We start from the raw sequence: 26,019 nt of genomic DNA, 5'->3' as shown, positions 1-26,019 counted from the left end.
TCCACGGGTCCACCACGCCGGCGGCCGCTGCCGGCCGCCGCGGGGCGTGCCCGTACGTACGTAAGTATGTCGCGGTCCCGCACTCCGTAGGCGCGGCCGGAAATTAGGTCGACCGAAGTCCGCCCGATTGCCTCCGCCGACCATTCGTCCCGGGCCATCCTGGGGGTCCGGATACCCGATGTCGCCGTCCGGGCCTTGCGCGCGCCGCCGGACGGCCGGTGCTCTCGCACCCTGCGACGAGGCGGCTGATCGTGTTGTCTGTTGTCGGTGCCCAGGAAATCGCCGAGGTCCGGCGACGCCATCTGGCCAGGCTGGCCTACGAGGCCGAGGCGCGCGGGCTGCGCTGGCGGCTGGCCGGCCCCGAGGAGTCGGTGCTGGCCGTCGTCGGCCCGCGCACCCGCCGCCGGATCATGGTGGTGGCGACCCCGTCGGGCGGCGGCTGGTCCTATCTGTGGTCGGGCAACGGGATGGCCGACGTCGGCGAGGTCGCCGATGTCGCCGACCGGCTCGCCCGCCTGCTGGCCTGACCCGGGGCCGGGTTGCCGCGCGCGCGGGCCCTTCCCTACACTCTGTGGCGAACGTATGTTCGAATAGGCCGCATGACCTTCCCCCGTGCGGCGGCCGCGAGGCGCACAGGGCGGGGGAGGCGGATGACACGCGTGTTCGGGGACCCGGTGGACGTCTGGGTGAGGGACGGGCGGCCGGTCCGCTTCGACTGGCGGGGGCGGCCCTACACCGTCCGCCGGGTGCTGGAGCACTGGGTGACCACCCGCGACTGGTGGCGGGAGCAGCAGCCGGAGGCGGAGGAGGGGCCGCGGGAGTTCTGGCGGGTGGAGGCGACGCCCGGCCGCGAGGTCGGGGTGTACGAGCTGCGCCACGACGAGAGGCGCGGCTCCTGGACGCTGTCGCGCCGGTGGGACTGAGCCGGGCCCTACTCGCCCCGGGTGACCTGCAGCCGGGTGACCTGGAAGACGGTGACCATGCAGAACGCGGCGGCCAGCGCCAGCAGGGCCGCCGCGGCGACGCCGAGGTGCATGTCGAACCGGGCCTCGGCGAGGGAGTCCACGCCGGCGCCGGCGAACAGCCGGGCCGTCAGCCCGCCGAGCAGCAGGCAGCCCCACCAGGCGGCGACGACCGCGCCCGCCAGCTGGCGCTCGGCCGTCCGGTACCGGCCGCTGTTCACCCACACGTCGTAGACCAGGCGCGGCGGCAGCCACAGGTTCACCACCGGGACGAACCAGCCGAGCAGCGCCCACACCCGGTGGTGGCGGTGCGGGCCGGGCGCCTGCCCGCAGGCGCGCCACAGCCAGGCCAGGTAGAGCAGCCCGGTGAGGCCCGCCAGCGCCCCGCAGATCGCGAACACCTCGCCGTAGGGGGCGAGGGCGCGGACGGCCGCGGACCGGTCGAAGGTGTCGTGGGTGGTGCTGCGCAGCGGCTGCGCCGACCGCAGCAGGCTGATCCCCGAGCCGAGCGCGACGAAGGCGTTGAAGCCGAGCAGCATGAACACCGCCACGCCGACGGCCCGGAAGTCGCGGCGCCGCGCCCAGGCCCCGCAGGCCGGGCAGCGCGCGACCTCGGTCGGGATGATGTCCCCGCACAGCGCGCACGGCATGGTCCACCTCCCTCGGCCTTGGCGTCCCGATGTCCGGGATCCTACGTACCTTTGACTTTCGGCGCGCACTCGCGGTTCGCGTCCGCGGGAAACCGGTGCGAAAGACTCACCCGACGGCATGGGACGCCAGCGCCGCCCCGGTGGCGGCGAGGACGAGCCAGGCGGCGCACCGGCGCAGGCCGCCGTCCTGCACCAGCCGCTCGGGGCGCAGGCCCGTGACCAGAAGCAGCGCCCACCATTCGGCGCCGAGCGCGATCGCGGCGTGCAGTGAGCCGAACCCGACGGTCGCGAACGCCAGGATCTGCGTCGGCGGGGTGATGGCGTGCAGGAACAGCGCGGGCGCGCGGCCCCGGCCGCGCAGTCCCCGGCGCAGCCCGGCCAGGACCGCGCCCCAGCCGGCCGCGGACAGCAGCCAGACCGCCAGTACCGCCGCGGGGACGCCGTTCAGCGGACCAGGCCCGACTCCCAGGCCCACGCCGCGACCTCCACCCGGTTCCGGGCGGCGAGCTTGCGGTGCACGCTGCCCAGGTGCGTCTTGACGGTGGACAGCGACACGAACAGCTCGCCCGCGATCTCCTCGTTGGTGCGGCCGCGCGCGACGAGCCGGACCACCTCCAGCTCCCGCCCGGTGAGCGGTTCGCGCGGCGGCGCCGGCGCGGCGGGCGGCCGGGCCAGGCCGGCCAGCAGCCGGACCGTGATCGACGGTGACACCAGCGCCTCGCCGTTGGCGGCGGCGCGGACCGCCTCCACCAGCAGCGCCGGGCCGCTGTCCTTCAGCAGGAAACCGACGGCGCCGCCGCGCAGCGCGCCGTAGACGTACTCGTCCATGTCGAACGTCGTCACGATCACCACCCGCAGCGGGTCGGCGACGCCCGGGCCGGCCAGCAGCCGGGTCGCCTCCAGGCCGTCCATGCGCGGCATCCGGATGTCGAACAGGCACACGTCGGGGCGCAGCGCGCGGGCCCGCGCGACGGCGTCCGCGCCGTCGGCGGCCTCCCCGACCACCTGCATGCCGGGCTGCGAATCGATGATCATCCGGAATCCGGTCCGGACCATCTCCTGGTCGTCGGCGATCAGCACACGGATGGTCACGGCGACGATTCTCCCAGCCGCGCGGCACCGCCGAACACCGCCACCACCTCCCAGCCGCCCTCGGGGCGCGGCCCCGCGCGCAGCCGGCCGCCCGCCGCCTCCACCCGCTCGGCGAGCCCGGCGAGGCCGAACCCGCCGGACGGCAGCCGCCGCCCGCGGCCCTGGCCGTCGTCGCGGACGGCCACCTCGACCGCCCCGCCGGGCGCCGGGGCGACCGTCACGTGCACCGCGGTGGCGTCCGCGGCGTGCTTGCGGACGTTGGTCAGCGCCTCCTGCACCACCCGGTGCACCGACGTGGTCACCTCGGGCGGCAGCTCGCCGAGGCCGGGGTCCAGCACGAGCGTGGCGGGCGGGTCGCCGAACCCCTCGACCAGCTCCCGCACCTGCGACAGGTCGCCGACCGGGCGGGTCGCGCCGGCCGCGGCCGGCATGTCCTGCGCCTCGCGCAGCAGCCCGACCATCCGCCGCATCGAGGTGAGCGCCTCGGTGCCGGCCTTCTCGATCCCGGCGAACATGGTGTCCAGCCGCTCGGGGCTCTGCGCCGCGCCCGACTGCGCGGCGAACCGCGCCGCCTGCGCCTGCACCACGATCCCGGTCACGTGGTGGGCGACGAAGTCGTGCAGGTCGCGGGCGAGCTCCAGCCGCTCGTCGCGGCGCGCGTCGCCGAGCGCGCGGGCCCGCCGGGCGTCCAGCGCCCGCAGGTACAGCCCGGCGCCGATCGCGATCGCCACCAGCACCGCCAGCGGCGCCGAGAACAGCATCGCCGTGATCAGCGAGGCCCGCAGCGGCAGCGCCACGACCGCGCCGCCGACCAGCGCGGTCATCGCGACCAGCCACTCGCGGGGGACCTTCCACACCACCCGGGCGACCAGCACCAGCAGGCCGGTGCCCTCCAGCAGCACGCTCGGGCTGACGATGTGCGGGTCCGCCACCGCGATGGCCGTGGTCAGCGCGATGGACAGGCCGGCGGTCGCCGCCGCCCAGTACTCCATCCGCCGCCAGACCAGCGCGCCGACCGCGGCCGCGACCGCCGCCGCGTACAGCCCGGCGTCCCAGCCGCCGTTGCGGCGGGACACCAGGCAGAGCAGCAGGTAGAGCGCGGCACATCCCCAGGCCGCCGCGCGGACCAGGCAGCCGCCCACCGAGTGGATGCGGTCCAGCCGGCCCCCCGAATCGTTCATGACCACCGAGGTTATGACCTCCGGGCCGATCCCCCATCGGCCATTCGGCCGATGGGCCGCCGGCCGGAACCGCACCTGCGCCCGATGTGGCCGGACCGGGCGTTTTGCCAGCCTGGAGCCATGAACCCGATGTACCTGATCTACGTGCCGGTGGCCGTCCTGTTCGCCGCCTTCGTGGTGTACGGCGGCCTGATCATGCCCCTCACCGAGATGACCGAGTCGCTGCGCCGCCACGAGGAGAGCAGGGGCGGCCGATGAGCGAGACCGTGCCGGCGGGCGCCGTGCTGGCGGGCGCCGTGCTGGCGGGCGCCGGGCTGCGCAAGCGGTTCGGCCCCGCCGTCGCGCTGGACGGCGTGGACCTGGCGGTCGGCCGCGGCGAGGCCGTGGCGATCATGGGCCCGTCCGGCTCGGGCAAGTCGACCCTGCTGCACTGCCTCGCCGGGATCATGACGCCGGACCAGGGCACCGTGCACCTGCTCGGGCAGCGCATCGACGACCTCGGCGAACGCCGCCGCAGCGCGCTGCGGCGCAGCCGGTTCGGGTTCGTCTTCCAGTTCGGGCAGCTGCTGCCGGAGCTGCCCGCCGAGGAGAACGTGGCGCTGCCGCTGATGCTCGGCGGCACCTCCCGCCGCGACGCCGTCCGGGCCGCCCGCGCCTGGTTCGGGCCGCTCGGCCTGGCCGGCCTGGAGGGCCGCCGCCCCGGCGAGCTGTCGGGCGGCCAGGCCCAGCGGGTCGCGATCGCCCGCGCCCTGGTCACCGGCCCCGCCGTCGTCTTCGCCGACGAGCCGACCGGCGCCCTGGACCAGGCCACCGGCCAGGACACCATGAACCTGCTGGTGGAGGCCACCCGCCACAACGACGCCGCCCTCGTCGTCGTCACCCACGACCCGAACGTGGCCCGCTGGTGCACCCGCACCGTCGAGGTCCGGGACGGTCGTCTCACCGCCTCTGCCGCGCAGCACACCTATGACGCACAGCGGGCGGGGGGCGTCTGATGCGCACCGATCTTGAGATCGCCTGGCGGCTGCTGCGCGGGGGCGGCCGGCGCGGGCTGCTCGGGACCGTGCTCACCCTCGCCGCCGTCGCCGTCTCCACCGGCCTGCTGCTGTTCTCGCTCGGCGCCGTCCACGCCTTCGGCGAGCGCGCGACCGCCGACGCCTGGCGGCATCCCGCCGCCGCCAAGGGGCGGGCGACGGCCGTGCAGGCGCTGTCCACCGACTACGTACGGGGCCGGCCGATCACGGTCGTGGATCTGGCCGCGCTGTCCGATGACGCACCGGTGCCGCCCGGGATGTCCCGGTTCCCGAGACCGGGGGAGACGTGGACGTCCCCGGGCCTCGCCGCGCTGATGGTGCGGCTGCCCGCCGCCGAGCTGGCCGGCCGGTTCCCCGCCCGCGCCGGGACGCTTCGCGAGGACGCCCTCGTGCATCCCGGAGAGCTGGTCGCCGTCGTCGGCCGTGCCCCCGGCGACCCGGCCATGACGGCGCCGCGCCCGGAGCGGGCCGACGACGTCACCGCCCCGCCCGCCCGCATCGACCGGTACGCCACCGGCGCGGTCTCCACCGTCCAGCAGATCTACCAGGTCCTCGCGGCCATCGCCGCGGTGCTCATGGTCGTCCCGCTGCTGGTGTTCGGCGGCGCGGCCGCGCGGCTCACCGTGGCCCGCCGCGACGAGCGCCTCGCCGCGCTGCGGCTGGTCGGCGCGACGCCCGGGCAGGTCGTGGCGATCACCGTCGCCGAGGCGGTGCTCACCGCCGCTGCGGGCGCGCTCGCCGGCGTCGCCCTGTACGCGCCGGCGGTCCCGGCGCTCACGCACGTGACCATCGCGGGCGGCGGCTGGTACGCCGCCGACCTGTGGCCGCCGCTCACCTGGCTGCTCGGCGTGCTCGCCGGGGTGCCGCTGCTGGTCGGCGTGAGCGCGGTGGCCGGGCTGCGCCGCGTGGTCGTCAGCCCGCTCGGCGTCGCGCGGCGCGAGACGCCGCCCGCGATGAGGGCGGTGCGGCTCGTCGCGCTCGGCGCCGTGCTGGTGGTGTTCGCCCTGGCCGGCGGCAGCCTGACCGGGCTCGGCAAGGCGGGCGCGGTCATCCTGCTGGTGCTGGTGGCACTCGCCTTCCTGGCGATCAACCTGGCCGGCCCGTGGGCGGTGGCGCTGGTCGGCCGGATCACGGCGGCGACCGCCCGCACCCCCGCCCGCCTGCTGGCCGGGCGGCGGCTGCTGGACGACCCGCGCTCGGCCTGGCGCACCGTCGCCGGGATCGCGCTGACCGGCTTCGTCGCCGGCTTCCTGGCGCTGCTGAACCCCTCTTCGGGGATGTCCGGCGACCGCGCGGCCGACCGGCTGGAGCTGACCGTCCCGCACGCGCAGGCCGCCGCGGTCGCCGCGCGGGCCGGAGAGCTGCTGCACGCGCCGGTCCAGGTGAAGCGCTACGCGACCCTCGACACCGTCACGGTCACCGTGCCGGGCGGCGAGGCCGCGGTCGACCGGGCCCGCACCGCGCTGCACGACGTCGTCCCCGGGCAGCCCGCCGTCCGCCCGGCCGACGACACGACGCAGGTCTTCTTCGTGGCCGACCTGCGCACGGGCGCGCTCACCGTGCTGGCGGCGTCGTTCCTGATCGCCATCACCAGCGCGGGCATCACCGGGGCGTCGGCGGTGCTGGACCGCCGCCGCGCCTACGCGATGCTGCGCCTCGCCGGCACCCCGCTGCCGGTGCTGGACCGGGCGCGCCGGCAGGAGACGCTGCTCCCGCTGGTGGTGATGGGCGGCGGGTCGCTGCTGACGGGGCTGGTCTTCGCGAGCCCGTTCGGCATCCGGCCCGGCCTGCCGGGCCTGGTGACCCTGCTGGTCTGCGTGGCCCTCGGGTTCGGCGGCGTCCTCGGCGCGAGCGCGCTCAGCCGCCCGCTGCTCCGCTCGGTCACCGCCGACCCGGCGCCCCGGCCCGACTGACGGAAAACCCGTCGCGTCCGCCGGGCCCTTTCCGGCAAGCTGATCAGCGACGACGACCCTGGGTGAAGGGTTGGGTCTCACCCGTCACGGGTATGCCGTACCGCAATCGTGCATCGCCTCCGGCACCTCCCGGAAATGTCAGAGGCGGACCGTAGATTCACCTCGTGACGTGGGAGACGTCACGGAATACGCGTCGAACCGGGGAGCTTGTTCGATGCGTACCTCCGGGTATGCGCCGTCCGGTGGAACGGGGATCGATCCACCGGAGCGAGAAGAGGGGCAACAGTGAGCGAAGCGACGTTCCATCTCACCCACCCGCAGCTGCACGGGCCCGCCGAGCGGACCCTGGTCGAGCCGCGGCTCTCCGCCATGTCCAACCCGGCCCTCAACGCCTACGCCGAAGCGCCGCCGCTCGTGCCGGGCGGCCTGTCCCTGGTCGAGATCCTGTCCGCCGCCCCCCAGCCGGCCCACCACCCGCACGCCCTGGCCGCCTGACGTCCCAGGGTCCCGCTCACCGCGCGCCGGAGCTGAGAAACGCGCTCTGACGCGCCACGACGCGGATTCCGTCGGCCAGCGTCGGGTGCCCGCTGGTGAGCACCGCCACCAGCAGGTCCCGGCGCGGGCCGCTGATCCGCCCGATGCTGTTGACCGTCCATTTTCCGCCGTCCGCGTCGCGGGGCGTCCAGCCGTTCTTGACCGCGGCCGTCTCGCCGTCCCCGGCCAGCGCGCCGACGCCCCAGCGCTGGTCCTCCCGCACGCCCTCCATCAGCTCGAGCGCGTACCGCTGTTCGGCCTGGCCGAGCGGGCTTTCGGCGTCGACCAGTACTTCCAGCAGCCGGATCTGGTCGGCGGCCGTGGTCATCGTCCTGCCCCAGGCCGGGTCGGGGACGGTGTCGCGCAGGCCGAGGCCGCGGTTCACCTCGGCCAGGCCGGCGGCGCCGCCGATCCGCTGCCACAGCGCGGACGCGGCGTCGTTGTCGCTGGCCTGGATCATCGCGGCGGCCGCCGCGGTGTCCTCGGTGGTGAGCCTCTCCTCGCGCAGCAGCAGCGCGACCAGCACGTTCACCTTCACCACGCTCGCCGCCGCGAAGCGCAGCTCCCCGCCCGACACCGAGCGGTGCCCGCTCCGCCGGTCGAGCACCGCCACCGAGCGTTCCATGCCCCGACCCTATGCGCGCGCCCCCGGCGGCACCGCGTCAGGAACGGCGTAGCCCTCGCGGACGAGGCGCTCGGCCATCGGCAGGTAGGCGCGCGGGTCCGCGGGGGCCGGGGTGCCGAGGCCGTCGACATAGCGGTTGTACATGCAGAACGCGGCGGCGATGAGGACCGTGTCGTGGATCTCCACGTCGTCCGCGCCGGCCTCGCGCGCGGCCGCCACGTCGGCGGCGCCGACCTGCCCGCCGCCGCGCTGGACGGCCGCCGCGATGCGCAGCAGGGCCCGCAGCCGGGCGGGGACGGGCGCCGCGGCGGGATCGGCGTGCACCCGCTCGACCAGCGGCATGCCCTCGTCCAGCTGGACGGCGGCGCAGGCGCCGTGCGTGCCCGCGCAGAAGCCGCAGCCGTTCAGGACCGACACGTAGGAGGCGATCAGCTCGCGCTCGCCCCGCGCCAGCGGCCCCGGACCGCGCAGCAGGACCTCGGCGAGGTCGCTCAGCGGGCGGGCCGTCTCCGGCCGGAACCGCAGCAGCGCGGGCAGGCCGGGAAGCGGGTTGCCGAGGTCGATGTGGGCCACGCGGACACCTCCGGGGGTCAGGGCTTGCGGGCGACCCCGCAGAAGGTCATCACTTCCTCGGGCTCGCCCCAGCGGCTCGGTTCGGGCCGCCACCGGGTGCAGGACACCACACCCGGCTCGACAAGATCGAGACCTGCGAAGAAATCGGTGATCTCCGCGTGGGTGCGGGGCCGCACCGGGTGCGGGGTGCCGCTGTCGTTCCACACCCGCACGGCGAGCCGGGTCGCCTCCACGTCCAGGCAGGCGTGCGAGAGCGCCAGGTAGCTGCCCGAGGGCAGCGCCGCGACGAGCCGCGCGACGGCGTCGCGGGCCTCGCCGGCGTCGGTGAGCAGGTGGACGACGGCGAGCAGCATCAGCGCGACCGGCCGGTCCAGGTCCAGCGTGCGGGCGGCCTCGCGCAGGATCGTGCCGGTGTCGCGCACGTCGGCGTCGACGTAGCTGGTCGCGCCCTCGCGCGTGCTGGTGAGCAGCGCGCGGGCGTGGGAGAGCACCAGCGGGTCGTTGTCGACGTAGACGATGCGCGACGCGGGCGCGACCCGCTGCGCGATCTCGTGGGTGTTGTCGGCGGTGGGCAGGCCGGTGCCGACGTCCAGGAACTGCCGGACGCCCTGCCCGACCAGGTGGCGGACGCAGCGGCCGAGGAACTGGCGGTCGGCGCGGGCCGCCGCCACGATGCCCGGCACGGCCTGGGCGACCTCGTCCCCGGCGCGGCGGTCGATCTCGTAGTGGTCCTTACCGCCCAGCCAGTAATTCCAGACTCGCGCGGACACAGGTCTGGCCCCATCGGCAGTCATGCGCCCCATTGTCGGCCACGGCCCCGCCGGGAGCGCCGCCGGAACCCCGCTATCTCACTATTCAAGACACTATTCTCAAATAGCGAGAAGCTGGCCTAGGGTCGGAGCATCCGAGAAAGGGGATCGCGATGAACGTCTACACCCACGGCCACCACCGGACCGTGCTGAGCTCGCACCGGTGGCGGACGGTCGAGAACTCCGCGGCCTACCTGATCCCGCACCTGCGTCCCGGCGCCGCGGTGCTGGACGTCGGCTGCGGTCCCGGCACGATCACCGCCGGGCTGGCCGGGCGGGTCGCGCCGGGCGGGGTGACCGCCGTCGACGCCGCCGAGGGCGTGCTGGCCGAGGCCGCCCGCGCCGCCGCCGAGCAGGGCGTCCAGAACGTGCGGTTCGCCGTCGCCGACGTGCACGCGCTGGAGTACCCCGACGACTCCTTCGACGTCGTGCACGCCCACCAGGTCCTGCAGCACGTCGCCGACCCCGTCCAGGCGCTGCGCGAGATGCGCCGGGTCTGCCGGCCGGGCGGCGTCGTCGCGGCCCGCGACGCCGACTACGGCGGCATGTTCTGGCACCCTGCCCCGGCCGCCATGGCTCCCTGGCGCGACATCTACTACAAGGTGGCGCGCGGTAACGGCGGCGAGCCGGACGCCGGGCGGCGCCTGCTGGGCTGGGCGCGGCAGGCCGGCTTCACCGACATCGCCTCCTCCGCCGACATCTGGTCCTATGCCACGCCCGAGGAGCGCGAGTGGTGGAGCGAGTCGTGGGGCGGCCGCATGATCCACTCGGCGATGGCCGATCAGGCGGTCGCGGGCGGCCACGCCACCCGCGCGGAGCTGGAGAGCGCCTACGCGGGCTGGAAGGAGTGGGCCGCCGCCGAGGACGGCTGGTTCGCCGTCCCGCACGGGGAGATCGTCTGCCGCGCATGATGGCGGTATGAGACTTCTGATGCTCGGCGGCACCGAGTTCGCCGGCCACGCCCTCACCGAGGACGCCCTCGCCCGCGGCTGGGACGTGACGGTCTTCCACCGGGGCCGGCACGCCCCGCCGCCCGGCGCGTCCGCCCTGCGCGGGGACCGCCTCGGCGACCTGTCGGCGCTGGCGCGCGGCGAATGGGACGCGGTCGTGGACACCTGGTCGGCCGAGCCCGCGGCCGTCCGCGACACCGCCCGCCTCCTGGCCGGCCGGACCGCCCGCTACGCCTACGTCTCCAGCGTCTCGGTCTACGGCTTCCCGATCCCGCCCGGCCTCACCGAGGACGCGCCGGTGGTGGACGGCTCGCCGGACGCCCCCGCCACCGACTACGCCGCCGACAAGCGCGGCGGCGAACTGGCCGCCATCGAGGCCTTCGGGGACCGGGCCCTGCTCGTCCGGGCGGGCCTGATCCTCGGCCCGCGCGAGAACATCGGCCGCCTCCCGTGGTGGCTGGAGCGCATCGCCCGCGGGGGCCCGGTGCCGGCGCCGGGCCCCCGCGACCTGGAACTGCAGTACATCGACGTCCGCGACCTGGCCGCCTGGACCCTGGACGCCCTCGCCCAGGACCTCGGCGGCCCCTGCAATCTGGTGGGCCCGCCCGCCTCCACCACGATGGGCGAGCTGCTGGAGACCTGTGTCCAGGTCACCGGCGCCGCCGCCGAACCGCGCTGGATCGACCCCGAGGCGGTCCTGGCGGCGGGCGTGCAGCCCTGGACGGAGCTGCCGGTCTGGCTGCCGCCGGGCGAGGCCCACGACGGCCTCATGCGCGTGGACGGCACCCGGGCCCTCATGACCGGCCTGCGCTGCCGGCCCGTCCAGGAGACGGTCGCCGACACCTGGGCCTGGCAGCGCACGCTGGACGGCCCGCCCCCGCGCCGCCCCGGGATCGGCCTGCCGCCCGGGGCCGAGGACCGCCTCCTCGGCTGAGGGGAGCGGTCAGGCGGCCGTCGGCTGCGGGGTGCGCAGCGGGGCGAGCGCGGCGGACCAGGCGATCACCTCGGTGAGCATCGCGTGCAGGAGCGGCTCCTGGTGCTCACCCGGGGCGAAGCGGCCGGTCTCCAGCGGGTCGGTGATCTCGAAATCGGTGTAGACCGACAGCTGGACCTGGGTGCGGACGTCGGCGATGCGCATCTCGCCGACGATCTGCCGCAGGTGCTCGACGGCGCGCGCCCCGCCCGCCGTGCCATAACCGACGAACCCGGCCGCCTTGTTCGCCCATTCGGCGTCGAGGTAGTCGATCGCGTTCTTCAGGGCGGCGGGCAGGGAGTGGTTGTACTCGGGCGTCACGAAGACGAAGCCGTCGAACGAGCCGATCGTCTCGGCCCAGCGCAGGGTATGCGGGTTGGCGTAGGAACCGAAGGCGGCGGGGGCGGCCTCGTCCAGCAGCGGCAGGTCGTGGTCGGCGAGGTCGACCAGCGCGAACTCCGCCTCGCCGGCGGCGGCGGCCGGGTGGCGGGCGGCGGCCGCGGCGACCCAGTCCGCCACGGCGGCGCCGCGGCGGCCGGGACGGGTGCTGCCGATGATGATCCCGATGCGGGTCATGGGTTCTCCTTCATAGTGACCGACGTGCGCTAAAGTACAACGAACGTTGTAACAAGTAAAACGTGCGTTGTAGAAACGTGGGAAGAGGGCGGATGACCAGGGACGACGGCGAACGGCGCGGGCGCTCGGAGAAGCGGTGCGCGATCCTGGCGGGCGCGCTGACGATCTTCGCCCGCGACGGCTACACCCGCGCGGGCATCGACGCCATCGCGGCCGAGGCGGGCGTGTCCACCCGCACGATCTACAACCACTTCCAGGACAAGGCCGGCCTCTTCCAGGCCGTCATCCAGGACAGCGCGACCCGGGTGGCCGACGCGCAGATCGCGATCGTCGACCGGCACCTGCGCAAGGTCACCGACCTGGAGGCCGACCTGGTCGCGTTCGGCCGCGACTGGGTGACCGCCGGGCAGACCGAGCACGCCGCGCACAGCGCCCTCGTCCGGCAGGTCAACGCCGAGAGCGGGCACGTCCCGCAGGCCGCGATCGAGGCCTGGCAGGAGGCCGGGCCGCTGCGGGTGCGCGGGGCGCTCGCCGCCCGGCTGGAGGAACTGGCGCGGCAGGGACTGCTGAAGGCCGGCGATCCCAGGCGGGCCGCGCTGCACCTGATGATCCTGACCGCCACGTCCAACCCCTCCTACCGGGGCGCCCGCCTGTCCGAGGCCGAGGCCGAGGAGATGGTCACCGCGGGCGTCCGCGCCTTCCTCTACGGATACGGGGGCTAGCCGTGCGCTACCGGCTGCTGGGCAACACCGGCCTGCGCGTCGCCGAGTTGTTCCTCGGCGCGATGCGCTTCCACGAGGACGGCGCGGCCCGCCGCGTCCTCGACCGCTACGACGACGCGGGCGGCAACGTCGTCGACACCGCGAGCATGTACGGCGAGAGCGAGAACGTCGTCGGGCGCCTCCTGGAGGGCCGCCGCGACCGCTTCGTCCTCGCCACGAAGTACACCGGCACCCGCGACGCCCGCGACCCGAACGCGGGCGGCAACCACCGCAAGAACCTGGTGCTGTCGCTGGAGGAGAGCCTGCGCAAACTGCGCACCGACTACGTCGACCTGCTCTGGGTGCACGTCTGGGACCATCACACGCCGGTCGAGGAGACGATGCGCGCCCTCGACGACGTCGTCCGTGCCGGGAAGGTCCTGTACGTCGGCATCTCGGACGCGCCCGCCTGGGTCGTCGCGCACGCCAACACCCTGGCCGCCTGGCGCGGCTGGACGCCCTTCGCGGGCCTCCAGGTCCCCTACAGCCTGCTGGAACGCGACGTCGAACGCGAGCTGCTGCCCATGGCGGAGGCGTTCGGCATGACGGTCGCGGCCTGGGGTCCGCTGGCCCATGGCGTCCTGGCGGGCAAACCGACCGACGACCCGCGCGCGCTTGCCGTCGCCCGCGTAGTGGGCGAGGTCGCAAAAGAACTGAACGCGACCCCGGCACAAGTGGCCCTCGCCTGGACGATGGCCCGTTCGCGCGCCGTCCACCCCCTCGCGGGCGCGAGCAGCGTCGAACAGCTCGACGCCAACCTGGTCGCCCTGGACCTCGCTCTGCCCCCCGAGGCGGTGGCGCGGCTGGAGGACGCCACCGGCTTCACCCTCGGCTTCCCCGGCGACTTCATCGCGGGGGCGGCGCGGGTGTTCGGCGAGGCGGCCGCCGAAGGACGCGTCAGCGGCCGCCCCACACCGTTCAGAACGGCCCGGTGAGCTCCCCGAGCTTGTCGGTGAGCTGCAGGTTGTGCGAGTAGTCGACCGGGACCGTCACCACCGAGACGCCGTCCTCGGCGAGGGCCTTGCGCAGCGTCGGCAGGAACTCGTCCGCGGAGGCGACGCGGTGGCCGTGCGCGCCGAAGCTCTCGGCGTACTTCACGAAGTCGGGGTTGCCGAAGCCGACGTGGGAGCTGGTGCCGAGCTCCAGCTCCATCTTCCACCCGATCAGCCCGTAGGCGTTGTCCTCCCAGATCAGCACGGTGATCGGGACGTTCTCGCGGACGGCGGTCTCCAGCTCCTGGGAGTTCATCAGGAACGCCCCGTCGCCGGTCGCGGCGAGCACCTTGCGGTCCGGGCGGGCGAGCTTGGCGGCGATCGCGCCCGGCACCGCGAAGCCCATCGAGGACAGGCCGTTGGACACCAGCAGCGTGTTCGGCTCGTAGGTCGGGTACATCCGGGCCATCCACATCTTCACCGCGCCCGTGTCGGCGAGGACGATGTCCTCGCGGCCCATCGCCTCCCGGATGTCGGCGACGACCCGGCGCGGCGACAGTGGGAACCCGTCCTCGTGGCGGCCCTGCTCCAGCTCCTCGCGGATGAGCCGGCGGATCTTCTCGCCGGTGCCGGTCACGTCGAACCGGCGGTGCACCGCCTCGCCGAGCTGGCGCAGCGAGCGGGAGATGTCGCCCTGGATGCCCACCTCGACCGGGTAGTGGTCGTCCACCTCGGCCGGGAAGCCGTGAATGTGGATGATCTTCTTGTCCGCGTGCGGGTTGATCTTGACGGGGTCGAACTCCTGCAGCTCGTAGCCGACCGCGATCAGCACGTCCGCCTCGTCGAAGCCGAAGTTGACGTAGTCATGCCGCATGAACCCGACCGGGCCGAGCGCGTTGCGGTGGTCGTCGGGGAACACGCCCTTGCCGTTGAAGGTCGTGGCGACCGGCAGCCCGAGCTTCTCGGCGAACCAGACGAGCGCCTGACCCGCGCCCGCCCGGGTCGCGCCGTGCCCGGCCAGCACGATCGGCTGCCGCGCCATCGCGATCACGTCGGCGGCGCGCGCGATCTGCGCGGGGGAGGGCTCCTGCGGCCGGACCACGTTGATCTTCAACGGGGCCAGGGCGGCGTCGACCGGCGCCTCCTCCACGTCCTCGGGGATCGCCAGGTACACCGCGCCGGGCCGCTCGGTCTGCGCCGTCTTGAACGCCTTGCGCACCATCTCCGGCAGCGCCTCGGCGGTCGGCGCCAGCTCGGCCCACTTGGTGATCGGCCGGAACAGCGACACCAGGTCCACGATCTGGTGCGACTCCTTGTAGATGCGGTCCAGCCCGACCTGCGCGGAGATCGCCACGACCGGGGTGGAGTTGGTGGTGGCGTCGGCCACCCCGAGCTGCAGGTTGATCGCGCCGGGGCCGAGCGTCGCCGAGGCCACCCCCGCCTTCCCGGTGAGCCGGCCGTAGATCTCGGCCATGAACGCCGCGCCCTGCTCGTGCCGGACCAGGACGTAGCGGATGCTGGAATCGTTCAGCGCGTTGACGAAGTGGATGTTCTCCTCGCCCGGGATCCCGAAGACGTACTCGACGCCTTCGGCCTCCAGGGTGCGGACGAGCAGCTGGGCGGCATTGGCCTGGTGGGCGGAGCCGGTCGTGCGGCGAGACATCGTGTGTCCCTACTTCCGATAGCGATGGTGTGGGCGCGAGGTCCGGACAACCCGTGCAGCATCCGGACCATGCGCCTCATTCCATCGCATCGTGTGGCGCGGGCCACGCCCTACCCGTGCACCAGCTCCGCCAGGGCGCGCAGGTTCGGCTCGTCCCGCACGCCCGCGATCAGCAGCGTGGTGACGGGGCTGTCGCGCCAGAGCGGCAGCCGCTCGCGGATCCGCTCGATCGGGCCGAGCAGCGAGATGGAGTCGGCCAGCTCGTCGGGCACCGCCTTGATCGCCTCGGCCCGGCGGCCGTCCAGGAACAGCTCCTGCACCCGCGCGGCCTCCTCGGCGTAGCCGAGCCGGCCGATCAGGTCGAGGTGGAAGTTGCGGTCCTTGGCGCCCATCCCGCCGATGTAGAAGGCGAGGGGGGCCTTGGCGATCTCCAGCGCGGCCGCCACGTCGGGGGTGATGATCGTGGTGACGGTGGCGGCGATCTCGAAGTCGTCCGGCCGCCCGGCCAGCGACTCGCCGAACAGCGTCTCGATCTGCGCCGGGTCCACGAACAGCGGCAGCCACCCCTGGGCGATCTCGGCCGCCAGCGCGATGTTCTTCGGCCCCTCCGCGCCCAGGTAGACCGGGATCCGCGGCCGCACCGGGTGCACGATCGACTTCAGCGGCTTGCCGAGCCCCGCGCCGCCGGGGTAGGGCAGCGGGTAGTGCGGCCCGGCGCTGGTCACCGGCGCCTCGCGGCGCCACACCTGCCGCATGATGTCCAGGTACTCGCGGGTGCGGGCGAGCGGCTTGGGGAACGGCTGCCCGTACCAGCCCTCCACCACCTGCGGGCCGGACGCGCCGACGCCGAGGATCACCCGGCCGCCCGACAGCGCGTCCAGGGTGAGGGCGTGCATCGCGGTCGTCACCGGGGGCCGGGCCGACAGCTGCGCCACCGAGGTGCCCAGCTTGATCCGCGACGTGCGGGCCGCGTACCAGGTGAGCGGGGTGAAGCAGTCCGACCCGTAGGCCTCGGCGGTGAACACCGAGTCGTAGCCGAGCCGCTCGGCGGCGAGCACCGTCTCGGTGTGGTCCTCCGGGCCGCCGCCCCAGTAGCCGACGTTGATGCCCAGCTTCAGCCCGGTGCCCATGTGTCACCCTCCGCTCCTCGACGCAGGGCGATACTAGACCGTGTTCCACAAGCATGGCCAGGGCCTCGCACCCGGCCGGACCGGGGCGAGCGCCGCCTTGTTTTGCTATCGGCCCAGGTGGGGGGCGCCTCGGCGTCCCCCACCTGGATCCGCTGGTGCACGGGCGCGGCCGTGCCGAACATTAATGAGAACTTGTTCTAGTCAGCGCGGGCCGCGGCCCGCGCGGTCGTGCGGCCGGGTGCCGCTCAGGACTCCCGGGCGGACTCCAGCAGACGGCGCCAGCCCGCCGTGGACAGGACGAAGGACGGGCCGAGCGGGTCCTTGGAGTCGCGCACGGCGTGCCTGTCGCTGGACAGGGACGCCACCTGCACGCACTGGTCGCCGCTCCCGCTGTGGGAGGACGTGCGCCAGGTGGCTCCGGTGAGTTCGCGCTGGAGATCGGTCACAGGCTGCTCCTTGCTGCCTTGGCGATGAGGTGCGCGGATTCCTCAGGGGACAGGGCCGCCTCGACGATCAGCTCGAAGCGGTCCCTGTGCTTGGTGATTGCCTCGGTGCTCTCCAGATAAACGTCGCCCATGGTGCCCTCTACGTAGGCGATATCGGGGTCCGCCTGGTCCGGATACGAAAATATCGTGAAACGTCCGTCCAGACCGGCGTGCTCGCAGGCCGCGTACGGCAGCACCTGGATGGTGATGTTCGGCCGCGCCGCGGCCCCGGCGAGGAACTCCAGCTGCTCGCCCATCACCTCGGCGCCGCCGATGGGCCGGTGCAGCAGCCCCTCGTCGAAGATCATGTGGAACTTCGGCGGGTCCGGCCGGGTCAGCACCAGCTGGCGGATCTTGCGGGCGGCGATGCGCCGCTCCACCCGCTCGCGGTCGGGCAGCAGCCGGCCCGCGGTGATGACGGCGCGCGCGTACCGCTCGGTCTGCAGCAGGCCGTGCACGAGCTGGGGGTCCCAGGTGCGGATGTGGGCGGCCCCGTCCTCCAGGGCGGCGTAGCTGCCGGCGAAGACGTCGGCGTAGGCCGTCCACCAGCCGCGTTTGCCCGCCTCCTGGGCGAGGTTGAGCAGGGCGTCCCGGTCGGGGCTGGGCACGCCGTACAGGTCGAGCAGGTCGGCGGTGTCGTCCGGTTTGGGACGGGTCTGCCCGGTCTCCAGGCGGGAGACGGTGGCGCGCGACCAGTCGAGCCGGTCGGCGACCTCCTGCAGGGTGAGCCCCTGCTCCTCGCGGAGCCTGCGCAGTTCCCGTGCCAGCCGGCGGCCGCGGACGGTGGGCCGGTAGGTCATGGACGCGAGTCTCCCCACTGTCACCGGCGCGCGCCCGGGGAATGGCGAAGCCGGTAGAACAATCTCGCCGAGGCGCTTGCGGGACTGAGATTCTCAGGGGACGCTGATGCGTAACGATACGGGAACGGACAGTGACGATCAGGCGGAGAATCGACACTGGATGTGACCGTGGGAGGAACCCGTGAAAATCTCGCCCCAGACCACTGACGAGCCCGAGGCCTCACTGCCCGCGCGGCGGGCCGCGCGCGACCGGCTGAAGGCCGGGCCCGGCCCGGCCGGCGCCGAGGCGCACCCCCCGTCCGGCGACGACCCCCCGGGCCGCGCGTGGGCGCTGCCGGGCGGCCCCGGCTGCGCCCGGCACGCCCGCGCGGTGCTGGCCGAGGCGCTGACCGCGCTCGGCGTGCCGCGCGACGTCGTCGCCGACGCCCGGCTGATGGTCAGCGAGCTGGCCACCAACGCCTACCAGCACGCCGCCGACTACGGCCCGCACGAGCTGTGGCTCTACACCGGCGAATCGGGCGAGCTGCGGTGCGCGGTCTTCGACGGGGACGCGGGCGCACGCCTGCCGGGCTACTCCTGGACCTCCGGCGACTGCGGGCGCGGGCTCAGCATCGTCGGCGAGCTGTCGGAGGGCCGCTGGGGCACGACGCGGACGGTCTCGCGCATCGGCGTCCCCATCCCCGGCAAAGCGGTCTGGTTCACGATCCCGGCGTCGCCGCCGGTCTCCTTCGAACCCGCCGCCGGGCAGAGCGCCTAGCGGTTCTGGAGGGCGGGCGCGATGTCGGTGACGAGCGCCAGCAGCGAGCGCGCGAGCAGCGTGTGCGTCTGCGCCCGGTCCAGCACGCCCTCCTGCAGCCACTGGCGGGACGCGGCCTCGGCGAACCCCGAGTAGGCGCGCAGCACCGCGCGCAGCACGTCGGTCGGCTCGGGGACGCGCAGCATCGCCAGCAGGTGCTCGACGGTGTCGTCGCGCATCCGGTTGACGATGCGCAGCAGCTCGGGGTCCTGCCCGAACCCCTCGGCGTCCACCGCCGCGAACCAGGTGGTGGCGTTGGCCTCGGCCGCGTCCAGGTACAGGTCCACGCACAGCTCGACGGTGCGCTCCAGCGGCAGCCGCTCGTCGGGCGCGGGCGCCTGCACCGCGATCGCGGCGGTGAGGTCGCGCACCACCTCCAGGAACAGCTCCCGCTTGGTCCCGAAGTAGTAGTGGATCAGCCCGCGGCGGACGCCGGCCCGCTCGGCGATCGCGGTCGTGGAGACCTCGGCGTAGGGCAGCTCGCTGAACGCCCGGCGCGCCACCTGCAGGATCTGCGCGCGCCGCTGGTCGGGCGCCAGCCGGCGGCGGCCGGGCGGCGCGGCTGCGGAGGCGGGGTCGGGCACCCCGCCAGCCTATGCGCCCGGCGGGTCGCGGCCGGTGCGCGACTTGGGCGCGTCCAGGCGGTATGCCATCCTGTGCAGCGACGGACGCGGAGGAACCCGGTGGAATTCCGGGGCTGTCCCGCAACTGTGACCAGGGGAGCTCTCCCTCGCACACGGCCACGGCGCACAGCCGGAAGGCCGAGGGGGAGCGGTGATCCGGGAGCCAGGAGACTCCGGCCGTCGGACCGCACCGCCACGGGCGAGGACACCCGAGGGAAGGACGTTGAGGCATGCCCTCTCAGATGGGCCGATGAGCCGCGCCGGTACTGCGCGCTACCCCTTTTCCGCCGTCGTCGGAATGGACGACCTGAAGCTCGCGCTGCTGGTCAACGCGGTGTCGCCCGGTGTCGGCGGGGTGCTGGTGCGGGGGGAGAAGGGCACCGCCAAGTCCACCATCGTGCGGGCGCTGGCCGCGTTGCTGCCGCCCGCGCGGGTGGTGACCGGCTGCCGCTTCTCCTGCGATCCGGCCGCGCCCGACCCGGGCTGCCCGGACGGCCCCCATGACGGCGTCCCGGCCGTCGAGCGGCCCGCGCGGCTGGTGGAGCTGCCGGTCGGCGCGTCCGAGGACCGCCTCACCGGCTCACTGGACATCGAGCGGGCGCTCACCGAGGGCGTGAAGGCGTTCGAGCCGGGCCTGCTCGCCGCCGCGCACCGGGGCGTGCTGTACGTCGACGAGGTCAACCTGCTGCACGACCACCTGGTGGACCTGCTGCTGGACGCCGCCGCGATGGGCGAGTCCCATGTCGAGCGCGAGGGCGTCTCGGTGCGGCACGCCGCGCGGTTCCTGCTGGTCGGCACGATGAACCCCGAGGAGGGGGAGCTGCGGCCGCAGCTGCTCGACCGGTTCGGGCTGACGGTGGAGGTCGCCGCGACCCGCGACCCGGCCGAGCGGGCCGAGGTCGTCCGCCGCCGGCTGCGCTTCGAGGAGGACCCGGCGGCGTTCGCGCCCGCCTGGGCGGACGCCGAGGCCGAGCTGGCGGCGCGCATCGCCGCCGCGCAGGAGCGGCTGCCGCGGGTCGAGCTGACCGACGCGGCGCTGCGGCAGATCACCGCGGTCTGCGCGGCGTTCGAGGTGGACGGGCTGCGCGCCGACCTGGTCACCGCGCGCGCCGCGATCGCGCTGGCGGCCTGGCACGGCCGCGACGCGGTCAACGAGGACGACGTGCGCACCGCCGCGCGGCTGGCGCTGCCGCACCGCCGCCGCCGCGACCCGTTCGACGCGCCGGGCCTGGACCAGGAGAAGCTCGACGAGATCCTGGACGAGCACAGTTCCCCTGACAACGGGCCTTCTCCCGATGACGACCCCGGGCCGCCCGACGACGACGGCGGCAGTGGCGGAACGCCACCTGAGTCGTCCAGCCCGCCGCCGCCGTCCTCGTCGCCCGAGCAGAACGGCCCGGCGCAGAAACCCGGTCAGGACAGCGAACCGGCCCCGGCCGATGCCGCCTACAAGCCGCGCCTGTTCACCGTGCCCGGCCTGGGAACGGGCGCGCCGGGCCGCCGTTCCAAGGCGCGCAGCCCGCACGGGCGCGTTTCGGGCGCCCGGCCGGGGGCGCGGGGTGTCCACCTGAGCGCCACCCTGCGTGCCGCCGCTCCGCACCAGCGCGCGCGCGGGCGCAGCGGGCCGGGCCTGCTCGTCACCTCCGCGGACCTGCGCGAGACCGTCCGCGACGGCCGCGAAGGCAATCTCGTGCTGTTCGTCGTGGACGCCAGCGGCTCGATGGCCGCCCGGCAGCGGATGCGCGCGGTCAAGGGCGCGGTGCTCAGCCTGCTCACCGACGCCTACCAGCGCCGCGACAAGGTCGGCCTGATCACCTTCCGGGGCCGCGACGCCGAGCTGGCGCTGCCGCCGACGTCGTCGGTGGAGGCCGGGGCGCGGCGGCTGGAGCGGCTGCCGACCGGCGGCCGCACACCGCTGTCGGCCGGGCTGGTGCGGGCCGCCGAGGTGCTGCGGGTTGAGCGGCTGCGCGATCCGTCCCGCCGGCCCCTGCTGGTGCTGGTGACCGACGGCCGCGCCACCCACGGGCCCGACCCGTCCGCCGCCGCCGGGCTGCTGGCGGGCGTCGCGACGGTCGTCGTGGACTGCGAGTCCGGGCCGGTGCGCCTCGGTCTCGCCGCCGCCCTCGGGGGGCTGCTGGACGCCGAGGTCGTCCGGCTGGACGAACTCGGTGCGGCCTCGCTCGCCGGTGTCGTCCGTGATTCCAGAAAAGCCGCTTGAGCGAGAAGAGCTGACATGCCGCAGGGAAAGCCGGAGTACGTCCCCGACGACGGGCTCACCACGCGCGCGCGCCGCAACCGGCCGCTGGTCATCGTGCACACGGGCCCGGGCAAGGGGAAGTCGACCGCCGCGTTCGGTCTGGCGCTGCGCTCCTGGAACCAGGGCTGGCCGATCGGGGTGTTCCAGTTCGTCAAGTCCGCCAAGTGGCGCATCGGCGAGGAGACCGCGCTGCGCGTCCTCGGCGACAGCGCCGAGGGCGGCACCGTCGACTGGCACAAGATGGGCGAGGGCTGGTCGTGGATCCAGCGGCCCGGCTCCGAGGAGGACCACGCCGCCGACGCGCGCGAGGGCTGGGAGCAGATCAAGCGCGACCTGGCCGCCGAGAAGTACCGTCTGTACGTGCTGGACGAGTTCACCTACCCGATGAAGTGGGGCTGGGTCGACGTCGAGGACGTCGTCGCGGCGCTGCGCGACCGGCCCGGCAACCAGCACGTGGTCATCACCGGCCGCGACGCCGACCCGCGGCTGCTGGAGTTCGCCGACCTGGTCACCGAGATGGGCAAGGTCAAGCACCCCATGGACCAGGGGCAGAAGGGCCAGAAGGGCATCGAGTGGTGACATGAGCGTCCCCCGCCTGGTCGTCGCCGCGCCCGCCTCGGGCAGCGGCAAGACCACCGTGGCCACCGGGCTGATGGCCGCGTTCGCGGCGCGCGGCCTGGCCGTCTCGCCGCACAAGGTGGGGCCCGACTACATCGACCCGGGCTACCACGCCCTGGCGACCGGGCGGCCCGGCCGCAACCTGGACCCGTGGCTGACCGCGGAGGACCTGATCGTGCCGCTGCTGCGGCACGGGGCGGCCGGCGCCGACCTGGCGGTCGTCGAGGGCGTCATGGGCCTGTACGACGGCGCCGCCAACGGCGACTTCGCCTCCACCGCGCACATCTCCCGGCTGCTGGACGCGCCCGTGGTGCTGGTCGTGGACGCCTCGGCCGCGTCCGGCCGGTCGGTGGCCGCGCTCGTGCACGGGTTCCGCACGTTCGGCGAGGTGAACCTGGCCGGGGTGATCCTTAACCGGCTCGGCTCCGACGGGCACGAGCGGCTCTGCCGCGACGCGATCGCCGAGCTCGGGCTGCCCGTGCTCGGCGCGCTGCGCCGCCACGACGACGTCGCCAAGCCCTCGCGGCACCTCGGCCTGGTCCCGGCCGCCGAACGCCGCGCCGAGGCCGTGTCGACGGTCGCGCGGCTCGGTGAGCTCGTCGCGGCGTCCTGCGACCTGGACGCGCTGTACGCGCTGGCCAGGAGCGCGCCGCCGCTGTCGGCGCCCGCCTGGTCGCCGCCGCTGGAGGGCGCGCCGGGGCCCCGGATCGCGGTCGCGGGCGGTCCGGCGTTCACCTTCGGCTACGCCGAGAACGAGGAGCTGCTCGCCGCCGCCGGGGCGGAGGTCGTCCGGTTCGACCCGCTGCGCGACGAGCGGCTGCCCGAGGGGACGCGCGGTGTCGTCATCGGCGGCGGCTTCCCGGAGGTCTACGCGTCCGAGCTGTCGGCGAACGAGCCGCTGCGCAAGGAACTGGCCTCCTTCACCGGAGCCGTCTACGCCGAATGCGCCGGACTGCTGTATCTGGCCGAGTCCTTGGACGGCGCGCCCATGTGCGGTGTCCTACCTGGCGTGACCGCCACCATGAGCCCCCGCCTCACCCTGGGCTACCGGGCCGCCGTGGCGGTTTCGGACTCCGTCCTAGCGCGCGCGGGCGAACGCGTCCACGGCCACGAATTCCACCGCACCGTGACTTCCCCCGGGCACGGCGGCACTCCGGCATGGCAATGGACGAAAACCGGCCCCGAAGGCTTCGTCCAGGGCAGCACACTGGCTTCGTACCTGCACCTGCACTGGGCCGCCACACCATGGGCGGCACAACGACTCGTGGACGCGTGCCGATGAACGACACCTTCACCGACCCGGTCTACCTACAGGGACCCCGCGTCGTCCTGCGGCCCTTCGGCCTCGATGACGCCGCCGCCTACATCGAGGTCGTCCGGGCCGGTGAAGACTGGATGCCGCCCAATTTCCCCACCGACCTGAACGCAGAGCACCTCGCGTGGTGGCTCGGCCAGGGCGTCAACCAGGTCCACAAGCTCGGCCTCGGCATCCACCTGGCCATCCTGGACGGCGCCGCTCTCGTCGGGACGATCGGCCTGTTCCGCATCGACTGGGCCCAGCTCACCTGCGAGGTCGGCTACGGCCTGCGCCCGGCGTACCGCGGCCGCGGCTACGCCACCGAGGCCTTGCGCACCGTGGCGGCGTGGGCGCTGCGCGATTGCGGCCTGCACCGGATGGAACTGCGCGCGATCGTCGCCAACGCCGCCTCGATCGCCGTCGCCGAACGCGCCGGCTTCCACCTGGAGGGCCGGGCGCGCGGCGCCGAGCGCATCGCCGGCGTGAGCCACGACCAGTACGTCTTCGGCCTCCTGCGCACCGATCTGGACGTCCCCGGCGCGCCGGACGGCCTCACCCCCGCCGCTTCGGGAGGCTCGACGCCCATGACGACCAACAAGGCCATCGCCGCCGCGGGCGAGACGACCCTCGTCCTGCACGCGGACGCCGCCGAGGCGGCCCGGCGGATGCTGCCCAAGCTGCCCGAGGTGTGCTTCGCCGAGGCGCCCGCCGACATGCGGCCGCTCGTCGCCGACGCCGCCGCCCACGGCCTCACCCAGATCATCGTCGTGGCCCCCGTGGCGGCGCTCGCCGAGCAGGCCGATCCGGCCGACCCGGCCCGCGTGCTCGGCGAGGTCACCGCCGACATGGGCGGCACGCCCGAGCTGAGCGCCGCGATCACCTCCCAGAACGCCCGCGGGCTGTGGGAGGAGGCCGGGCTGCTCGGGACCTGCGGCCGCGAGCTGTGCCGCCGCGTCGCGGGCGTCCTGGACGGCCCGGTCGCCGTCCAGGTCGTGCTGGTGGACGGACCCGACGGCAAGATGATCGGCATGTTCGGCCGGATGTCGCGCGCGGGGTGACGCCATGATCACCGTCATCGGCCACGACGGCGCCCCTCCCGCCGGCGAAGCCGCCGCCCGGCTCGCCGCCGCGGCGCTGGTCGTCGGCCGCCCCCGCGACCTGGCCGCCGCATCGCCGGACCCCGCCCGCACCCTCATCGTGGACGACCCCCTGACGGCCCTGGACGCGATCGACGCCGCGTCCGCCGACGGAGAGGTGGTGGTGCTGGCCGCGGGCGACCCCGGGTATTTCGGCGTCGTGCGGGCCCTGCGCGACCGCGGCCACCGCCCGCTGGTCCTGCCCGCCGTCTCCACGGTGGCCCGCGCCTTCGCCCGCGCGAGCCTCCCCTGGGACGACGCCCTGGTGGTCTCCGCCCCCGCGCCCGACGCGCTGCGGCGTGCGGCGAACGTGTGCCGGGCGCATCCGAAGGTGGCGGTGCTCACCGGACCCGGAGCCGGCCCGGCCGAGCTGGCGCGCGAGCTGTTCCCGCAGACCCCGCGCACGTTCGTGGTCTGCGAGGACCTCGGCGGCCCGCGCGAGCGCGTCGTGCACGTGCGCCCCGCCGAGGCCACCACACGGCCCTGGAACGACCCCGAGGCGGTGCTCGTCCTCGACCCGCGCCGGGCGGTCGGGGAACCGGCGTGGCTCGCCGGGGCGCGGCCGGGGCCGGCCGGGTGGGCGCTGCCCGACGAGGCGTTCGAGCCGCCCGGCCCGTCCCCGGTGCCGCCCGAGGTGCGGGCGTTCGTGCTGGCCAGGCTCGGGCCCCGGCTCGGCGACCTGGTGTGGGACATCGGTGCGGGCGACGGCGCCGTCGCGGTCGAGTGCGCCCGGTTCGGGGCGGCGGCCGTCGCCGTCGACCGGAACGCGGCGGCCTGCACGGCGATCCGCGCCAACGTCCGCGCGCACGGCGTGAAGGTCGCGGTCTCGCTCGGCACCGCCCCGGACGTGCTCGACCACCTGCCCGTCCCCGACGCGGTCTTCGTCGGCGGCGGCGGGCCGCAGGTCCTGCGGGCGTGCGCCGCCCGCGCCCTGCGCGCCGTCGTCACCGTGGCGGACGAGCCCGGCCAGGCCGCCGCCACGCTGGAGACCGCCGGCTTCACCGCCCGTTCTGTGCTGATCAGTGGGGACATGGGTACACCGATGTTCGTTGTGTGGGGCGACAGGGGCGCGCCGCCCGCCGGCCGGCCGGCCGCCGCCCCCGCCCGCCGCATCGAAACGATCAAGGGGTTGCCCGGATGACCGACGTCGCACCGGACGCCGATGAGGCGGAGGGCCGGTCCGGCGGGCGGCCCGTCCACCGGCCGCCGGCGCTGGTCGTCGGCGTGGGCGCGGTGCGCGGCGTCACGGCGGCCGAGGTGGGCGCGCTGATCGACGCCGCGCTCGCCGGCCACGACCCCGGATCGGTCCGCGTCGTGGCCGCCAAGGCCGGGGAACCGGGCATCGTGGCGGCGGCCCGCGAGCGCGGCTGGCCCGTCGTGTCGTACCCGGCCGAAATACTGGCTGGAGTCGCCGTCCCGAATCCCTCGGAGCTGGTCCGTGGGCACGCCGGGACGCCCAGTGTCGCCGAGGCGTCCGCGCTGCACGCCGCCCGGATGTACGGGCGCGGCGGCGAGCTGATCGTGCCGAAGATCAAGTCCGGCCGCGTCACCGTCGCCGTCGCGCGCCTGGTGCCGCACGCCGTCCGGGTCCCCGGCGCCGCCCGATGATCGCCCACCGGCCGGTCCGTGCGACCCTTGTCTGCCCTTTC

The 26,019-nt window shown here is 74.8% G+C and carries 30 protein-coding genes and 1 riboswitch; of the genes, 17 read left to right on the top strand and 13 right to left on the bottom strand.

The features are described 5' to 3' along the window. Positions 1-251 precede the first annotated feature (251 nt). Together ACRB68_RS22450 and ACRB68_RS22445 are read left to right on the top strand one after the other, a co-directional pair. A complete protein-coding gene (locus ACRB68_RS22450; protein WP_328594604.1) occupies positions 252-527 on the top strand; it encodes a hypothetical protein in 276 nt (91 codons plus the stop codon). Positions 528-650: 123 nt separating this feature from the next. After that, positions 651-923, top strand: coding sequence for a DUF6504 family protein (locus ACRB68_RS22445; protein ID WP_153535638.1), 273 nt, complete (start codon positions 651-653; stop codon positions 921-923). A gap of 8 nt (positions 924-931) precedes the next feature. Here the strand turns inward: ACRB68_RS22445 and ACRB68_RS22440 are convergent, their stop codons facing one another. The 4 genes from ACRB68_RS22440 to ACRB68_RS22425 form a co-directional block, all read right to left on the bottom strand. Beyond that, entirely contained in the window at positions 932-1,612 is a 681-nt protein-coding gene (locus ACRB68_RS22440) for a DUF4328 domain-containing protein (protein ID WP_153535636.1), read from the bottom strand. A 106-nt stretch (positions 1,613-1,718) separates the two neighbouring features. Then, a complete protein-coding gene (locus ACRB68_RS22435; protein WP_328594603.1) occupies positions 1,719-2,087 on the bottom strand; it encodes a hypothetical protein in 369 nt (122 codons plus the stop codon). Continuing rightward, the gene (locus tag ACRB68_RS22430) at positions 2,057-2,704 is read right to left on the bottom strand and encodes a response regulator transcription factor (protein ID WP_328594601.1); all 648 of its coding nucleotides are present in this window, start codon (positions 2,702-2,704) and stop codon (positions 2,057-2,059) included. Before ACRB68_RS22430 ends, ACRB68_RS22435 begins: the two co-directional genes overlap by 31 nt. Beyond that, positions 2,701-3,885 (bottom strand): sensor histidine kinase, encoded by a 1,185-nt coding sequence (locus ACRB68_RS22425; protein ID WP_153535634.1) that lies wholly within the window; start codon positions 3,883-3,885, stop codon positions 2,701-2,703. The genes ACRB68_RS22430 and ACRB68_RS22425 overlap by 4 nt, the downstream gene beginning before the upstream one ends. A gap of 120 nt (positions 3,886-4,005) precedes the next feature. Here ACRB68_RS22425 and ACRB68_RS22420 point away from each other — a divergent pair, with 120 nt between their 5' ends. From ACRB68_RS22420 to ACRB68_RS22405, 4 genes are all read left to right on the top strand, one after another. Beyond that, positions 4,006-4,143 carry a hypothetical protein gene (locus ACRB68_RS22420; protein ID WP_153535632.1) on the top strand — a complete coding sequence of 46 codons (138 nt, stop codon included), beginning with the start codon at positions 4,006-4,008 and terminating at the stop codon, positions 4,141-4,143. Continuing rightward, positions 4,140-4,880, top strand: coding sequence for an ABC transporter ATP-binding protein (locus tag ACRB68_RS22415; RefSeq protein WP_153535631.1), 741 nt, complete (start codon positions 4,140-4,142; stop codon positions 4,878-4,880). Before ACRB68_RS22420 ends, ACRB68_RS22415 begins: the two co-directional genes overlap by 4 nt. Next, on the top strand, positions 4,880-6,832 hold the full coding sequence (locus tag ACRB68_RS22410) for an FtsX-like permease family protein (RefSeq protein ID WP_153535629.1): 1,953 nt from the start codon (positions 4,880-4,882) through the stop codon (positions 6,830-6,832). Before ACRB68_RS22415 ends, ACRB68_RS22410 begins: the two co-directional genes overlap by 1 nt. 285 nt (positions 6,833-7,117) lie before the next feature. Beyond that, on the top strand, positions 7,118-7,327 hold the full coding sequence (locus ACRB68_RS22405) for a hypothetical protein (protein ID WP_153535627.1): 210 nt from the start codon (positions 7,118-7,120) through the stop codon (positions 7,325-7,327). Between the two features lie 16 nt (positions 7,328-7,343). Here ACRB68_RS22405 and ACRB68_RS22400 read toward each other — a convergent pair whose 3' ends face one another. Genes ACRB68_RS22400 through ACRB68_RS22390 form a run of 3 tightly spaced genes read right to left on the bottom strand, consistent with a single transcriptional unit; the run spans position 7,344 to position 9,367 of the window. Further along, positions 7,344-7,991: a serine hydrolase gene (locus tag ACRB68_RS22400; RefSeq protein ID WP_153535624.1), complete on the bottom strand. Its 648-nt coding sequence runs from the start codon at positions 7,989-7,991 to the stop codon at positions 7,344-7,346. A 9-nt stretch (positions 7,992-8,000) separates the two neighbouring features. Next, positions 8,001-8,564 carry a carboxymuconolactone decarboxylase family protein gene (locus ACRB68_RS22395; RefSeq protein ID WP_328594600.1) on the bottom strand — a complete coding sequence of 188 codons (564 nt, stop codon included), beginning with the start codon at positions 8,562-8,564 and terminating at the stop codon, positions 8,001-8,003. Between the two features lie 17 nt (positions 8,565-8,581). After that, positions 8,582-9,367, bottom strand: coding sequence for an SAM-dependent methyltransferase (locus ACRB68_RS22390; RefSeq protein ID WP_153535622.1), 786 nt, complete (start codon positions 9,365-9,367; stop codon positions 8,582-8,584). A 119-nt stretch (positions 9,368-9,486) separates the two neighbouring features. Here ACRB68_RS22390 and ACRB68_RS22385 point away from each other — a divergent pair, with 119 nt between their 5' ends. Together ACRB68_RS22385 and ACRB68_RS22380 are read left to right on the top strand one after the other, a co-directional pair. Beyond that, the gene (locus tag ACRB68_RS22385; RefSeq protein WP_153535620.1) at positions 9,487-10,284 is read left to right on the top strand and encodes a methyltransferase domain-containing protein; all 798 of its coding nucleotides are present in this window, start codon (positions 9,487-9,489) and stop codon (positions 10,282-10,284) included. A gap of 7 nt (positions 10,285-10,291) precedes the next feature. Continuing rightward, entirely contained in the window at positions 10,292-11,257 is a 966-nt protein-coding gene (locus ACRB68_RS22380; protein WP_153535618.1) for an NAD-dependent epimerase/dehydratase family protein, read from the top strand. Between the two features lie 9 nt (positions 11,258-11,266). Here the strand turns inward: ACRB68_RS22380 and ACRB68_RS22375 are convergent, their stop codons facing one another. Beyond that, positions 11,267-11,872: an NADPH-dependent FMN reductase gene (locus tag ACRB68_RS22375; protein ID WP_153535616.1), complete on the bottom strand. Its 606-nt coding sequence runs from the start codon at positions 11,870-11,872 to the stop codon at positions 11,267-11,269. A gap of 92 nt (positions 11,873-11,964) precedes the next feature. Between ACRB68_RS22375 and ACRB68_RS22370 the strand changes: the two genes are divergently transcribed. Next, positions 11,965-12,594, top strand: a complete 630-nt coding sequence (locus ACRB68_RS22370; RefSeq protein WP_153535614.1) for a TetR/AcrR family transcriptional regulator — start codon at positions 11,965-11,967, stop codon at positions 12,592-12,594. A 2-nt stretch (positions 12,595-12,596) separates the two neighbouring features. Then, a complete protein-coding gene (locus ACRB68_RS22365; RefSeq protein WP_328594599.1) occupies positions 12,597-13,568 on the top strand; it encodes an aldo/keto reductase in 972 nt (323 codons plus the stop codon). Here ACRB68_RS22365 and ACRB68_RS22360 read toward each other — a convergent pair. The 4 genes from ACRB68_RS22360 to ACRB68_RS22345 all read right to left on the bottom strand — a co-directional run bounded on the left by ACRB68_RS22360 (position 13,552) and on the right by ACRB68_RS22345 (position 17,643). Continuing rightward, positions 13,552-15,228: an acetolactate synthase large subunit gene (locus ACRB68_RS22360; protein WP_153535612.1), complete on the bottom strand. Its 1,677-nt coding sequence runs from the start codon at positions 15,226-15,228 to the stop codon at positions 13,552-13,554. The two genes, ACRB68_RS22365 and ACRB68_RS22360, sit on opposite strands and share 17 nt — an antisense overlap. A gap of 110 nt (positions 15,229-15,338) precedes the next feature. Next, positions 15,339-16,358 (bottom strand): LLM class F420-dependent oxidoreductase, encoded by a 1,020-nt coding sequence (locus ACRB68_RS22355; RefSeq protein ID WP_153535610.1) that lies wholly within the window; start codon positions 16,356-16,358, stop codon positions 15,339-15,341. 245 nt (positions 16,359-16,603) lie between these two features. After that, the gene (locus ACRB68_RS22350) at positions 16,604-16,804 is read right to left on the bottom strand and encodes a DUF397 domain-containing protein (protein ID WP_328594597.1); all 201 of its coding nucleotides are present in this window, start codon (positions 16,802-16,804) and stop codon (positions 16,604-16,606) included. Continuing rightward, positions 16,801-17,643: a helix-turn-helix domain-containing protein gene (locus ACRB68_RS22345; RefSeq protein ID WP_153535608.1), complete on the bottom strand. Its 843-nt coding sequence runs from the start codon at positions 17,641-17,643 to the stop codon at positions 16,801-16,803. Before ACRB68_RS22345 ends, ACRB68_RS22350 begins: the two co-directional genes overlap by 4 nt. A 181-nt stretch (positions 17,644-17,824) precedes the next feature. Between ACRB68_RS22345 and ACRB68_RS22340 the strand changes: the two genes are divergently transcribed. Further along, positions 17,825-18,400: an ATP-binding protein gene (locus tag ACRB68_RS22340; protein WP_328594596.1), complete on the top strand. Its 576-nt coding sequence runs from the start codon at positions 17,825-17,827 to the stop codon at positions 18,398-18,400. On the opposite strand, the gene ACRB68_RS22335 is transcribed toward ACRB68_RS22340, so the two are convergent. Beyond that, on the bottom strand, positions 18,397-19,023 hold the full coding sequence (locus ACRB68_RS22335; RefSeq protein WP_207709791.1) for a TetR/AcrR family transcriptional regulator: 627 nt from the start codon (positions 19,021-19,023) through the stop codon (positions 18,397-18,399). The two genes, ACRB68_RS22340 and ACRB68_RS22335, sit on opposite strands and share 4 nt — an antisense overlap. A gap of 89 nt (positions 19,024-19,112) precedes the next feature. After that, positions 19,113-19,236: riboswitch (cobalamin riboswitch) on the top strand. A gap of 76 nt (positions 19,237-19,312) precedes the next feature. Between ACRB68_RS22335 and ACRB68_RS22330 the strand changes: the two genes are divergently transcribed. Genes ACRB68_RS22330 through ACRB68_RS22305 form a run of 6 tightly spaced genes read left to right on the top strand, consistent with a single transcriptional unit; the run spans position 19,313 to position 25,978 of the window. Beyond that, the gene (locus ACRB68_RS22330; protein ID WP_153535606.1) at positions 19,313-21,280 is read left to right on the top strand and encodes a putative cobaltochelatase; all 1,968 of its coding nucleotides are present in this window, start codon (positions 19,313-19,315) and stop codon (positions 21,278-21,280) included. 15 nt (positions 21,281-21,295) lie between these two features. Beyond that, positions 21,296-21,898 (top strand): cob(I)yrinic acid a,c-diamide adenosyltransferase, encoded by a 603-nt coding sequence (cobO, locus tag ACRB68_RS22325; protein WP_153535604.1) that lies wholly within the window; start codon positions 21,296-21,298, stop codon positions 21,896-21,898. 1 nt (position 21,899) lies between these two features. After that, entirely contained in the window at positions 21,900-23,219 is a 1,320-nt protein-coding gene (locus ACRB68_RS22320) for a cobyrinate a,c-diamide synthase (RefSeq protein ID WP_153535602.1), read from the top strand. Continuing rightward, entirely contained in the window at positions 23,216-24,292 is a 1,077-nt protein-coding gene (locus ACRB68_RS22315) for a GNAT family N-acetyltransferase (RefSeq protein ID WP_153535600.1), read from the top strand. Before ACRB68_RS22320 ends, ACRB68_RS22315 begins: the two co-directional genes overlap by 4 nt. Positions 24,293-24,296: 4 nt before the next feature. Then, positions 24,297-25,511, top strand: coding sequence for a precorrin-6y C5,15-methyltransferase (decarboxylating) subunit CbiE (gene cbiE, locus ACRB68_RS22310; protein WP_153535598.1), 1,215 nt, complete (start codon positions 24,297-24,299; stop codon positions 25,509-25,511). Then, entirely contained in the window at positions 25,508-25,978 is a 471-nt protein-coding gene (locus ACRB68_RS22305) for a cobalamin biosynthesis protein (protein ID WP_153535596.1), read from the top strand. The genes cbiE and ACRB68_RS22305 overlap by 4 nt, the downstream gene beginning before the upstream one ends. Positions 25,979-26,019 lie beyond the last annotated feature (41 nt).

The sequence above is a fragment of the Actinomadura macrotermitis genome, from assembly GCF_009604375.1.
Lineage (GTDB): Bacteria > Actinomycetota > Actinomycetes > Streptosporangiales > Streptosporangiaceae > Spirillospora > Spirillospora macrotermitis.
This window is presented reverse-complemented; position numbering and strand designations above follow the sequence as displayed.